The 12,565-nt window shown below is 66.9% G+C and carries 9 protein-coding genes; 4 read left to right on the plus strand and 5 right to left on the minus strand.

The annotated features are described in order from the left end of the window. Positions 1 to 37: 37 nt before the first annotated feature. On the plus strand, positions 38 to 1,717 hold the full coding sequence (locus LZC95_23360) for an ATP-binding cassette domain-containing protein (protein ID WXA99741.1): 1,680 nt from the start codon (positions 38 to 40) through the stop codon (positions 1,715 to 1,717). Between the two features lie 117 nt (positions 1,718 to 1,834). Beyond that, on the plus strand, positions 1,835 to 3,433 hold the full coding sequence (locus LZC95_23365) for a serine/threonine protein kinase (GenBank protein ID WXA99742.1): 1,599 nt from the start codon (positions 1,835 to 1,837) through the stop codon (positions 3,431 to 3,433). On the opposite strand, the gene LZC95_23370 is transcribed toward LZC95_23365, so the two are convergent. Continuing rightward, positions 3,430 to 4,968: a HEAT repeat domain-containing protein gene (locus LZC95_23370; GenBank protein WXA99743.1), complete on the minus strand. Its 1,539-nt coding sequence runs from the start codon at positions 4,966 to 4,968 to the stop codon at positions 3,430 to 3,432. The genes LZC95_23365 and LZC95_23370 overlap by 4 nt on opposite strands. An 88-nt stretch (positions 4,969 to 5,056) precedes the next feature. Then, positions 5,057 to 5,584: a hypothetical protein gene (locus tag LZC95_23375; GenBank protein WXA99744.1), complete on the minus strand. Its 528-nt coding sequence runs from the start codon at positions 5,582 to 5,584 to the stop codon at positions 5,057 to 5,059. Positions 5,585 to 5,744: 160 nt separating this feature from the next. Here LZC95_23375 and LZC95_23380 point away from each other — a divergent pair, with 160 nt between their 5' ends. Continuing rightward, complete coding sequence (locus tag LZC95_23380) at positions 5,745 to 5,903, plus strand: hypothetical protein (protein ID WXA99745.1); 159 nt, start codon at positions 5,745 to 5,747, stop codon at positions 5,901 to 5,903. A gap of 89 nt (positions 5,904 to 5,992) precedes the next feature. Here LZC95_23380 and eno read toward each other — a convergent pair whose 3' ends face one another. Both eno and LZC95_23390 read right to left on the minus strand, forming a co-directional pair. Beyond that, the gene (gene eno / locus LZC95_23385; protein ID WXA99746.1) at positions 5,993 to 7,267 is read right to left on the minus strand and encodes a phosphopyruvate hydratase; all 1,275 of its coding nucleotides are present in this window, start codon (positions 7,265 to 7,267) and stop codon (positions 5,993 to 5,995) included. A 154-nt stretch (positions 7,268 to 7,421) separates the two neighbouring features. Beyond that, positions 7,422 to 9,443: an ATP-dependent DNA helicase gene (locus LZC95_23390; protein WXA99747.1), complete on the minus strand. Its 2,022-nt coding sequence runs from the start codon at positions 9,441 to 9,443 to the stop codon at positions 7,422 to 7,424. Between the two features lie 50 nt (positions 9,444 to 9,493). Here LZC95_23390 and LZC95_23395 point away from each other — a divergent pair, with 50 nt between their 5' ends. Further along, positions 9,494 to 11,902: a tetratricopeptide repeat protein gene (locus LZC95_23395; GenBank protein ID WXA99748.1), complete on the plus strand. Its 2,409-nt coding sequence runs from the start codon at positions 9,494 to 9,496 to the stop codon at positions 11,900 to 11,902. A gap of 51 nt (positions 11,903 to 11,953) precedes the next feature. Here LZC95_23395 and LZC95_23400 read toward each other — a convergent pair whose 3' ends face one another. Further along, the gene (locus LZC95_23400) at positions 11,954 to 12,556 is read right to left on the minus strand and encodes a TerB family tellurite resistance protein (GenBank protein ID WXA99749.1); all 603 of its coding nucleotides are present in this window, start codon (positions 12,554 to 12,556) and stop codon (positions 11,954 to 11,956) included. Positions 12,557 to 12,565 lie beyond the last annotated feature (9 nt).

Consider the following 12,565-nt stretch of genomic DNA (forward strand, 5'->3'; position numbering starts at 1 on the left):
CCTCGACGACTTTCGCTTCTTTGGTAGGAAGGGGCCCGTGATTCTTCTCGAGAACCTCACCAAACGATTCGGACCCAAGATTCTCTTCGAGAACGTGTCGATGCAGTTCGACCCCGGCAAGCGTTATGGCTTGGTGGGGGCCAACGGCGCCGGCAAGTCGACCCTGCTGAAAATGCTCGCGGGAGACGAAGAGTCCGACATGGGATCCATCAGTATTCCCTCGTCGTTGCGGCTCGGCGTCCTCAAGCAAAACCACTTTGCGTACGACAAAGAACGCATTTTGGACGCCGTCCTGATGGGCAACAAGGCCCTCTGGGACGCGATGACCGAGAAGGACACCCTGCTCGCAGGTGAGGTCACGGACGAGATCGGTATCCGTCTGGGCGAGCTGGAAGGCATCATCGCCGAGGAAAACGGCTACGTCGCCGAAAGCGAGGCCGCGGAGCTCCTGGTGGGCCTCGGCATTCCGACGCACAAGCACACGGATCCGATGAGCACCCTCGCCGCCGGCTACAAGCTGCGGGTGCTTCTGGCCCAGGTGCTCTTTCTGCACCCCGACGTGCTCCTGCTCGACGAGCCGACGAACCACCTCGACCTCGACTCCATCCGTTGGCTGGAGCAGTTCCTCGTCGACTACAAGGGCACGCTGGTCATCGTCTCGCACGACCGGCACTTCCTGAACGCCGTCGCCACGCACATGGCGGACATCGATTACCAGACCATTACGGTCTACACAGGCAACTACACGGACTTCGTCGAGGAGAAGTACGAGAACCGCCAGCGCGCCCAGGCGCAAAACGCGGCCGCGAAGAAGAAAATTGCGGAGTTGCAACAGTTCGTCGACCGCTTCGGTTCGCACGCCTCGAAGAGCAAGCAGGCGCAGTCCCGCGTGAAGCAGATCGAAAAGCTCGAGGTGAAGGAGCTCAAACGATCGAGCCTCGTGCGTCCCTTCGTGCGCTTCGAGTTGGACAAGCCCAGCGGCCGCGATGTCCTCCGCGTGAACGATGTCGACAAGGCCTTCGGCCCCGAGAAGAAGATCTTCAAGGGCCTGAGCCTCAACTTGAACCGCGGCGACAAGATGGCCGTCATCGGTCCGAACGGCATCGGCAAATCGACGTTGTTGAAGTTGATCGTCGGCGCCTACGGCGGCTTGGACGCGGACACCAAGAAGGACATCCTCAAGCCCGACACCGGCGAGATCCGCTGGGGTCACGAGACCAGCGTCGGCTACTTCGCGCAGGACCACCACGAGGCCCTCGGGGAGACGGCCAAGGGGCTCACCGCGTACGAGTGGCTCTACTCCTTCGACAAGACGGCGACGCAAGAGCAGATTCGCTCGATCCTCGGGCGCCTCCTCTTTTCGGGCGAGGCCGCGCTGAAGAAGATCGAGGCGCTCTCCGGCGGTGAATCGGCGCGCCTTCTCTTGGCCAAGTTGCTGCTGCAAAAGCACAACGTGCTGGTGCTCGACGAGCCGACGAACCACCTGGACATCGAATCCATCGAGGGTCTGCTCGACGGGTTGAAGCCGTTCCCCGGGACGGTGGTCGTGGTCAGCCACGACCGGCACTTCGTTGCCGAGCTCACCAATCGCGTTCTGGAGCTACAGCCTGGCGAAGGTGGGACGGGTGAGAAGCGCGAGGCGGCCAAGGTCGTCGAGTTCGGTGGCACCTACGACGAGTACCTGGAGCGCGAAGGCCGCGATTATTTGCGGAAATAACGCGTTTCCGTTTTGCGACCCGTTGCGCTGACGCTGTAGTCCAGTTCGCTGGCGATTTCGCTGCGAATGGAGCACCATGGGATGTCGTAAAGCTCTACCCCAAGGGCTCTCGTCGGCATGCTCGGAACGATCATCGGCGAAAAGTATCGTCTCGAACGATCCATCGGCACCGGTGGCATGGGCGAGGTGTTCGAAGCACGCCACATGGTCACCGGCCGGGCGGTCGCCGTAAAACTACTGTACGAGCAGCCGGCGGTGAACGAGGCGGTGGCGAGCGACCGCTTTCGCCACGAGGCCTATGCCGCCGGCACGCTCGACGCCGAGCACATCGTGCAGGTCTTCGACGCGGGCACGGACCGCGATACGGGCCGCCGTTATCTGGTGATGGAGCTTCTGCGCGGCGAGAGCCTGCACACGCTCATCAAGCGATTCGGTCCGCTCGCACCCGAGTTGGCGTTCAGCATCGTGGGTCAGGCCGCGTTGGGCCTGTCGAAGGCGCACGCCGCGGGCATCATCCACCGCGACGTCAAACCGGCGAACATCTTTCTCTCGCTCGAGGCGGACGAGGTCGTGGTCAAACTGCTCGACTTCGGAATCGCCAAGGTGCGCGATCTCGATGATCGCGAGGACCCCGCCGCCATGGGCGGTGCGGTCGTGGGCTCGCCGCATTACATGTCGCCGGAGCAGGCGCAGGGCCTGCCGACGTTGGATCATCGAAGCGACCTGTTTTCCCTGGGCGCCGTGCTCTATCGGCTGCTCTGCGGGCAGACGCCGCACCCGAGCGCCGATACGCTGGTCCGGCTGATGTATGCAATCTGCACGGAACCCGCGCGCCCGCTTTCCGAGGTGGCGCCCTGGGTTCCGCCGGAGATGGTCGCCTTCGTGGAGCGGGCGATGGCCATTCCGGTCTCGGCGCGGTTTCACTCGGCAGGTGAGATGGCGCACGCCATCGCGTCCATCGTGGGCGATCTGCGCATCGCGCCCGCCGACGTGGGACCGCTTTCCGACGAGCACCGCGCGAATTTCGAGCCGCGGCGCTTCGACGACGGCGCGCGAACCTGGGACCAGACGGCCTCCATCGCCACCCGCGCGAACAAAGGCTCCCTGTTGACGGCGGTGCTCGGGGCCATTGCGATGGCCGTGGTGCTCCTGGCCATCATGGGCCTGTGGCGCACGCGGGGTTCCGCGGTGTCCCGCGCCATGCACGCCGCGGTCACGTCGGTTGCATCGCCGGCGTCGGCCGCGCCGGCGGGGGTGGCACCCGTCACCGCGGCGGTAACCTCGACGGAGCGCTCCGTCTGGGTGCACGTGCCGCCCGCGGACGACATCGTCGTCGATGGGCATCGGGTGCAAGCCTCACCGACGGGCTACGTGGAAGTGGTGGGCGAGCTTGGAAGCCGCCATGAAATAGGGATTGCGACAGGAAGCCGTGTGCGAACGACCCAAGTGGTCATCACGCCCGATGGGCCTTTCCCCGAAGCGATCGCGTTCGACCCGGCCCCCGCCGAGCGCGTCTCCACGACGCCACACAAGCGCCGTGTCGTAAAGCGCGACGCCCCTTCGTCCGATGCGGGCCTCCGGGAGGGAGCCGCGGCGGCCATTGTGGACGCCGCCGAAAATGCGCGCCCCCGCCCCGCGCCGGTGGCCGTGGAGCCTCCGGACGATCCGCTGGGTTCGATCAAGTTGCCCACCGAGCGAAAGACGTTCGACGACTAACGCGCGCAGGGCTCGGCAGGCGGCACCTCCGTGCCCTCGCGCGAGTACATGCGATTCACGGTGGCGGCGATCTGCGGATCGCCATCGCGGGCGAGCGCCTCGAGGCGCGATTGCATGTCGGGGTTGCCGCTGGAGGACATCGCCTCCGCCGCCTGACGCCGTGTCGACGCGTCGCTGCTGCGAATCGCGCTCTCGAGGATGCGGTCGGCCTCCGGGCCGCCGAGTTGCGCCAATCCTGCCAATGCGGCAGTACGCGAACTGGCATCCTGCGATTCGGAGGCGCGGAGGAAAATGCCAAGGGATCGCGGATCGCCTGCCTCGGCCAGTGCCTGCAAGGCGCCCGCGCGCGCCGGGGAGGAGCCTTCCGCGAGCTCGGCCACGGTCCGCACGGACTCGGGATCGTCTCGATGGCCGAGGAACATGACGGCTTGTTCTGCCTGCGGGCCGTTCCCACGCGCGATGGCGGCGAGCTCGCGTGCGCTCTCCAGCGACTCGTCTTGCCCGAGCGCATTGACCGCCTCCGTGGCATCTTTTCCGCCTTGGTGGGCAATACGGATCAAGGCCGCGCGCGCCTGCTCGCGCACACGTGGATCGGTCTGCGGCGCGTTGATCATGGTCTCCTGCAGCGCTTGCACCTGCGCAGGCCCCGGGCTTCGCGAAAGCTCGGCGAGCGCCTTCTGCGCGGCCTCGTCGGACATTTGCGCAAGCGCATTCACGGCCGTCGGCGCATTCTTGCCGCGGGCCTCCTGAACGAGGAACGCGAGGGCATCGGGGCCTCCAATGTGGCCGAGTGCCTCCAGTGCTACCGCCCGCATCTCACCGGGCCCGCCCTGCTGGGCAAGCTTGAGCAACATGGGCACCGACGAAGGGTCCCCCGCCTCGCCCAATGCGTACACGAGGGCCGTCTTGTCCCTGCCGTTCGCACGCTCCAGCGCGCCGACGAGAAGCGGCCCGGCCTCGGGCCAGCCCGCCTGCCCCATGGCGATGATGGCATCGCGCTGCAACTTGGGCGAATCGCCGTGCGCCAGCTCGAGCAGCTCCGCATGCGCGGCCTCGCTTCGACTCATCGCCAGGGCCGCAAAAGCAGCCCCGGTGAGCCCTGGATCGGAACCGCGGGCAATTTCGCCGAGCCAATTCATGGCCTCCGACGCGCCGGTCTCGCCGAGGGCATCGATGGCGCAATAACGCAGCTCCGGGCGCCGTGCCGTCCGATACACCTCAAGGATCGTCTGCACGGCCGACGGCTCGCCCGAGATGCCCAGGTGACGCAACGCCTGGCACTTGTGCGACTCCAACCGAGCGGCCCGCAGCCGCGCCATCCACTGCCCAACATAAAGCGACATGGGCGCAGCCCCAGGTTCCCGCTCCGAGTCGGGCACGAGTCCGCCGCCCAGCGGCACGGGGGTGACCACGCCCGCACAGGTCCCGTTGGCACTCACTTCCGCGCGATCGCTCCGCGCCACGTCCCCCGTCGCCTTCCGTGTCGGGCGCAGCGCAAAGAACACAGCGAGCCCGAGCGAAAGAAAGGTCGCCACCTTCCAAGCAAGAACCGATCGGCCCATGCCTCATGGACGCCCGACCGCAGCATTTGTTCGTCCAAATCGCGCGGCGCGACCAAATTTCTCAACGACGGTGGTCGGCACGGATGCGCGCCAGGATCTCGTTCACCCGTTCGGAGTCCAGCGGCAAACGCTCCAAACGACGTTCGAGCTCTTCGAGACGCGTCAGGCCGAAGCGCAAAGCATCCGTCCCAAAGCGACGGTCCTTCTCGCGATTGGCGACGTACTTGGAAATCACCAAATCGTGCGGCTCGAGGCACCAGCCCGTGATGCCTCGCGTGTTGGCATTGCAAATGGCAACGAGCCGCTCTTTCCAACCGTCGGGCAGGATCGCAGTCCCCTCCTCGACGCCTTGCGCGTAATAGCCAAAGGTATCGTGAAACGGGGACCCCTCGCCGATGCTGCCATCGATGAGCGCCCAACGCTCCGGGAAATTCTTCGGATAAACATCTGCCTCGACGGATACCAACAGTTCCGCGGGAGCACCCGGATGACTACCCAGAATCGCCTGACTTCCGATCACGACGATTTCAAGATCATCCGCGATGTCACCCGAAGCGCGAAGAATGTGCTCAAGCTGCTTTCGGGTCATGTGGCGTCGACCTCCAGATACGCCATCGCTCTCTCGGAGAGATGAGCCCCGCGAACGGCGACGCGTGCCTCAAGTCGATATCGCGCTCGGAAGATCCTTCGAGCACAGCGAGCACGGCAGGTAAGCCTGCTTCGACGATGCGAAGCCATGCCTCGGCGTAATGCCGGGAGCGATCCTGCCGGGCCCGCCATTCAAGCGCGCGCTTCCGAACCTCAACGAGGAGCTCCGGCTCGCGGCGAAGTCGCTCGGCTACGGCCTGATGATAGGCAAGACTTCGGGCCTCGGCGACGCGCATGCGCTCAATTTAGCACTGTCATGACAGTGCCGCTCATTGACGGTGCCGCCAAATTTCAGCATTTCGCAATAGGTGCGCCTCGGCGTGGAGGCGCACCTATCGACGAACGACGATTACGACTTGAAGGGATCGCGGCCTGCGAAGGCGGCGCCGGCGCCCAGTTCGAAGCCGATGCGAAGGAGCTGATTGTACTTCGCAATCCGGTCCGAACGCGACAGGCTGCCCGTCTTGATCTGGCCAGCGTTCGTCGCCACCGCGAGGTCGGCGATGAAGGTGTCCTCGGTTTCGCCCGAGCGGTGGCTGATGATCGAGCGGTACTTCGCGGCGGTCGCGAGGCGGATCGTGTCGAGCGTCTCGGTGAGGGTGCCGATTTGATTCAGCTTGATGAGGATCGCGTTGGCGTAGCCACCGTCGATGCCGCGCTTCAGACGCTCCACGTTGGTGACGAACAGGTCGTCGCCCACGAGCTGCACGCGATTGCCAACGCGCTCGGTGAGCTTCTTCCAGGCGTCCCAATCGTCTTCGGCGAGGCCGTCTTCGATCGACACGATGGGGTACGTCTTGGTGAGCTTCTCGTAGATGCCAATCAGCTCGTCGGACGAAACGGCCTTCTTGTCGAAGGTGTATTTGCCGGCCTTCTTGTCGTAAAATTCGCTGGCCGCGCAATCGAGCGCCAGGAAAATGTCCTTGCCCGGCGCGTAGCCGGCGCCCTCGATCGCCTGAACGATGACGCCGATGGCCTCTTCGTTCGACTCGAGGCGCGGGGCGAAGCCGCCCTCGTCGCCGACGGCCGTCGTCAGGTTGCGCTTCTTCAGAATGCCCTTGAGCGTGTGGAACACTTCCGTTCCGGCGCGCAGCGCTTCCTCGAAGGTGGGAAGGCCGGCGGGCACGATCATGAACTCCTGAATCTCGAGCCCGTTGTCGGCGTGCTGCCCGCCGTTGACGATGTTCATCAGCGGCGTGGGGAGCACGCGCGCATTGAGACCGCCGAGGTAACGCCAGAGCGGAAGGCCGACCACATCGGCGGCGGCGCGCGCCACGGCCATGGACACGCCGAGCAGCGCGTTGGCGCCGAGCTTCGACTTGTTGGCCGTGCCGTCGGCCTGCAGAAGCACCTTGTCGATGGCCGGTTGGTCGAGCGAGTCGAGCCCGATGATGGCCGGGCCGAGCGTCTGATTGACGTTGCGAACCGCCTGAAGCACGCCCTTGCCGAGGTAGCGCGCCTTGTCGCCGTCGCGCAGCTCGATGGCCTCGTGCTCACCGGTCGAGGCACCGCTCGGGACCGCAGCGCGACCGCGGCCGCTCTCGGTTTGTACTTCGACTTCGACCGTGGGATTGCCGCGCGAATCAAGGATTTCTCGCGCAAAAACTGCTGAAATTTCGCTCATGTTGGACCCGGGGTTAAGTCGTTGGAAGCCCGGGGAGTAGCACTCATTTCTCTCATGCGAAAGCGTGAGTCGCTGCGTTCGCACGCACGAAACATGTTTCGCCTACCGCAGCCTACCGGCCTAGGCCCCGCTTGAGGCGGCGGTCACTCGGGCGTCACTCCAGAAGCGCGAGTTCGCGCCAAAATGCGCGCACGTCATCCATGGTTCCGAGCCGTCGCGCCGGTGGGAGACTCGAGAGGAGCATGCGCCCGTAGCCCTTGGTGGTCGCACGGCGATCGAGGAGCGCGATGACGCCGCCATCTTTCCGCGTACGCAGGAGCCGGCCAAAGCCCTGCTTGAGCAAGATCGCCGCGGCGGGAACGGAATATTGCGAGAATGGATTCCCGCCTTGGCGCTCCACCTCGGCCGAGCGCGATGCCACCAAAGGGTCGGTTGGCACCGCAAAGGGAATCTTGTCCAGCACGACCAGCCGCAGCGCATGGCCGGGCACGTCCACGCCTTCCCAAAAGCTCATCGTGGCGACGAGCACGGCGTTTCCAAGCTCGCGAAACCGTGCGAGCAGGATCTGCTTGGGCGCCTCGCCCTGAAGCAAGATGGGCTCGCGGAGGCGTCCGCGCAGGATGCCGCACAGGTTCTTCATCGCCCGGTTCGAGGTGGCCAGCACGAAGGCCCCGCCCTTGGTCATCTCGACGAGCTCGATGATGCGCTCCGCGGCCGCCGCCTCGAAGGCCGGATTCGTCGGCTCGGGCAGATCGCGCGCGACGTAGAAACCCGCCCGCGAGCCGTAGTCGAAGGGCGAGGCCACGACGAGCTCCTCGGCGTCCGGCGTCGCCCCGAGCCGCGCCTTCGCAAAGTGAAACCCGCCGGCCGTCGCCAGGGTGGCACTGGTGCAGATCACCGCCGAGACGCGGTCGAAAAGCGCCCCGCGCAGCAAACCGCCCACGTGCACGGGGCTCGAGCCGATCGCCACGGACTTCTCGCGCGTCTCGACCCACGCGACGTTGCGAAGGGCCTGCGGATCTTCGTCATCCTCGGGATTGCCGCGACCGATGGCGCGCGCGCCCTCGACGATCTGCTGCAGATCGCGCTTCAAATCCCCCGCCCTGCGCGCGATCAGCGCAATCGACTCCTCGCGCGCGAACAAGTCCGCGTACGTGGCAAGGGCATCCACGGCCGCGAGAAGCTTCAGGAAAAGCTCGTAGGTGGGCCCCTCGAGCTCCTGCCCGGTGAGCGGCCGTCGCGATTCCAGATCGCCCGCCGCGGTTCTCGACGCGGGGAGAGCACGGAAAAATGCATGGGCCGCATGCTCCACGCGGTCGAGCATGCCGCGGGCCTCCCCTCGCCCGGCCGCCGTCAGCGTCCGCAGCGCGTCACGCACCAGAGCATCCACGCGCGCGCTGGAGGCACGCACGCCGAAAAACGTGGTCGCCACGTCCTCGAGCTGGTGGGCTTCGTCGAAGATCACCGCATCGTACGCGGGGATGACGCTGGCCATGTCCGCGCGCCTCCCGCCTCCCAATTGAGAGCCCGCCATCCCGCGGCGCAGGGCGAGATCCGCGAAAAAGAGGTGATGATTCACCACCACCACGTCCGCCTCCTCCGCCTCTTGCTTCATCTGGGTGACGAAGCAGTCATCGTTGTAGGGGCAACCTTTGCCGATGCGCGTATCCGTCGAGGACTGCACGGCAAACCAGGCGCGGGAGTCGTCGGGGAGCATCGAAAGCTCGACCCGGTCGCCGGTGCGGCTGCCCGGCACCCATTTTTCGATGTGCACCAGGTCCATTTCGAGGGCGAAGCGGTGGGCCTCGGTTTCACGCAGCTCCTGGAAGCGGCGGCGGCATAAATAATTCGATAAGCCCTTCATCATGGCCGAGCGGAATCGGATGCCGTGCGGCGCGAGCACTTGCGCCACCAGCGGCAGATCCTTGGACATGATTTGGTCCTGCAGGGCGCGGGTGCCGGTGGAGATGATCACCTTTTTGCCGCTCAGGGCGGCGGGAATGAGGTAGGCGAGCGTCTTCCCCGTACCGGTGCCCGCCTCGACGAACAGCGGGCGCTCGATTTCCAGGGCGCGTTCGACCGCCTGCGCCATGCGAAGTTGCCCTTCGCGCGGCTCGTAGCCACCCAAGGCCCGGCTGAGGGCCGTTCCCGGCCCCATGACATCCGCAACTCGCATTCTTCCTAAACTCGCGCTCCCTCGAGGGTGCTTGCTACCATAGAAAAACCGTGCATTCCCAGCGGCCGCCCTCAGCGCAACGAAGTCCAGCGCGTCGCGCCCCGGATCGGACCACCGAACCGGCGGACGCGTCCACTGGAGCGCCGCGCGCGCCGGAGGGGCTCGAGCTGCGGCTGGCCATCGGCAAAGGCGGGCTCGGGTTGGAGCTGGGGCGGCCTTTTTCGATGGGGGTGCTCGAGATCATGGAGCTGGTGATTGCGCTCCCCACGGTGCGCTTTCCCCTCGATGTATCCGGCGGGGTGTCCCGCTTTCGGCACCGGCGCGGGACGTTGGACCGCATCAGCGTGGAGCTTCCGTCCCAGCGGCTTCGGCGGTGGGCGGCGGGGCGCCTGCGCGGCCTCATCGGGATCGGGCCCTGCGAGGTGTGGGTCGGGGTGGAAAAATACGGGGCATCGTTCGCCCTTTCGTCGGAGATTGCCATTTTAGCGTTCTCGGTGACGGTCGCCGTGACCGGGGAGGACGCATCGCTGATGGTGACGCGGGCGCGCGGCACGGGGCTTCCGGCGCCGGCCACGGCCATGGCCATTTCGGCGGTGGAGGCGCTGGTTGGCAATTTTGCACGGCGCGAAGGGGCCCGCTTCATCGTGCCGAAGGCCGTGACCAAAGTGGTGCGCGCGCTGCTTCCCGAGGCGGGTGTGCGCGCGCCGGGAACCGCGGACGTGAGCATCACGTCAATCGCGGCGGCGCACGATGCGTGGATTGTGCATGCATCGGCGCATCCCGTGGCCGCGGAGCCCACGGAGGTGGCGACGCGCGCGATGGAGGCCGTGGCCATTACGCGGGCGGCCGACGAGGCGCGCCTCGAGAAGAACTACGAGGGCGCTCGGGCGCTGGACCTTTTGTCGCTGGAGCGGGCACCACGTCACCCCGAGATTGCCTCGCGCATCGCCGAGATCGACGCGTTCGTGGGCGGGCGCGCCGAGGCGGCCCTGGCGACCATTGCGGAAGTGGAGCGCGAGGAGGGGCGCGGCTCGCATCTCGATTTTCTGCGCGCCGAATTGCTCGCCGAGACCGGGGACGTGCGCGGCGCGATTGCGGCGTTCGAGCGCGCCGGCGAGCACGAGACGGCGCCGGTTCTCGCGGCGCGGGCCTTCGAGCGCGCCGCGGAGCTGACGCGCGATCCGCTGGAGGCCGCGGGCTGGCTCGATCGGGCGGTGGCGCATGCGCCCGCGGTGCCGCGGATCCGCTGGGCGCGTGTGCGGCGGCGTCTCGCCCTGGGGCGCACGCAAGACGCGCGCGCGGACGTGGAGCACCTGGAAGCGCAGGCCAGCGGACCGCGTGCCCGGTACGATGTGTGGTGGCGCGCGGGGGCGGCCTGGCAGGATCTGGGGTTGATCGCGGACGCGGCACCGCTGTTCGAGCGCGCGCTGCGCTTCGTTCCGGACGACGCGCACGCGCTGGCCGGGCTGGGGCGCGCGCTGGTGGCACGCGGCAAGACGGCACGCGGGGTGGCGCTTCTCACGCGTGCGATCGATCTGCGCGAGGCCGCCGGAGAGGACGCAGCCGGGCTGCACATCGATTTGGCCAAGGCGCTCGCGGAGAAGCTGGACGATCGGCCCGCGGCCATCGTGCACGTGCGGCAAGTGCGACCGTCGGGACAGGCCGGACAGGCCGGACAGGCCGGACAAGCGCGGCAGGGCGCCCGCGATGCCGTGGAGGCGCGCGCGCTCGAAGGGCGCTGGCGCGCGGAGCTGGGCGACGTGGCCGGCGCATCGCTCGCGTTCGCGCGGCTGCGCGATCACGCGGAGACATTGCCGCCGGGCGACCGTGATGCGCACGAGCCCACGGCCGCGTTTCTCCTGGAGGCAGCGATTTTCGAGCGGGAGGTGCTGCACGATTCGCTGGCGGCGCAGCGGCACTTGGCGGCGGCGTTGCGCCTTTGCCCGAATCACTCGGCCATCGTGTCGGCGTACCGCGCGGTGGGCGCGGAGATCGCAGGCATCCCGCTGCCGCCGCCCGCGCCTCCGTCGGTGCTCGGTGAGTCGTCGGACGGGTTCTCGCCGGACGAATTCGCAAACATGGAGGGCCTGTCGATGGCGCGGCTGCCGCCGTCGCCGCCGTCCATCATGAACATCGGCCTGGGCACGGGCGAACACGGCAACGACGCGCAAGAAGCCGAGGACGAAGCGCGGGTCGAGGAGCTCACGCGGCAGCTGCAGGCCGATCCCACGCGCGACGACGTCGTGGACGAATTGGTGGAGCGCCTTCTACGACTCGGGCGGAGCCACGAGCTTTTCGCGCTCCTCAGCGCACGCCTCGAGGACGCCACGCCGGAGCGCCGCATCGCGCTCGTACCGAAGCAGCGCGACGTGCTCACGCGCCTCGAGGCCGATGCACGCGCACGCGGGCAAGATTTGGAAGCGCAGCTTTTCGCCAGCGCCCGCGATGCGCTCTCTTGAGCTTTCGTGAGCTTTCGTGAGCTTTCTTGAGCTTTCCCGAGCCGGCGACGACTACGACGCCGCTTCGGCGAGCGAATCGGCGACTTCGCGCAGGGCAACGTCCACGTCACCCGGCTGAAGGCCGCACGCCACGGCAAGCCGCGTGAGCACGTCGCGCTCGACCTGGCTTACGTCGTGACTCACCTGACCGAGCAGGGCTGCAATGCGCAAGACTTCGCGCGCATGGCTCTTTCGCGTGATCTGCGTGGCCACCGCAGCAATGCGCCGCTCGAGGCCTTCTTCCTTGAGCCATGCCTCGAGCTCGGCAATGAGCTCCGCCACGTGCTTCGGCGCCACGGTGCCGCCGCAAGCGGCCGTGACAACCCGTTCCAACGTGCGCCGTTCCTCGTCGTCCACCACGCCGTCGGCCGATGCCACCAAGTAGGCGCCTTCGACGATGGACTCGAACAGCGCGACTGCCACGGGGTCGAACCCCGTCGGCACGGTCGCATCCTCCGCCGGCTTGGCTCCATACGACGCCGCCGCCAAGATGAGAATCGACCCGGGTGACGTCGGCGCCCCCACGAGCACACGCGTGCTCGGAGGCTCCTCCGCCAGGCGCCCTTTCGTGCGCGCGATCTTCGCGAGCAGGTGAATCTTGTCTTCGCTCGACATTTCCAATGA

This window comes from Sorangiineae bacterium MSr12523, assembly GCA_037157775.1.
GTDB classification, from domain to species: domain Bacteria; phylum Myxococcota_A; class Polyangia; order Polyangiales; family Polyangiaceae; genus Pendulispora; species Pendulispora brunnea.

What these genes read in the sequence shown, in the direction of transcription:
- LZC95_23365 (WXA99742.1), top strand. Translation starts at nt 1,835, where the DNA reads ATGCTCGGAACGATCATCGGCGAAAAGTATCGTCTCGAACGATCCATC.
- LZC95_23375 (WXA99744.1), bottom strand. Translation starts at nt 5,584, where the DNA reads ATGACCCGAAAGCAGCTTGAGCACATTCTTCGCGCTTCGGGTGACATC.
- LZC95_23380 (WXA99745.1), top strand. Translation starts at nt 5,745, where the DNA reads ATGCCGGGAGCGATCCTGCCGGGCCCGCCATTCAAGCGCGCGCTTCCG.
- eno (WXA99746.1), bottom strand. Translation starts at nt 7,267, where the DNA reads ATGAGCGAAATTTCAGCAGTTTTTGCGCGAGAAATCCTTGATTCGCGC.
- LZC95_23390 (WXA99747.1), bottom strand. Translation starts at nt 9,443, where the DNA reads ATGCGAGTTGCGGATGTCATGGGGCCGGGAACGGCCCTCAGCCGGGCC.
- LZC95_23400 (WXA99749.1), bottom strand. Translation starts at nt 12,556, where the DNA reads ATGTCGAGCGAAGACAAGATTCACCTGCTCGCGAAGATCGCGCGCACG.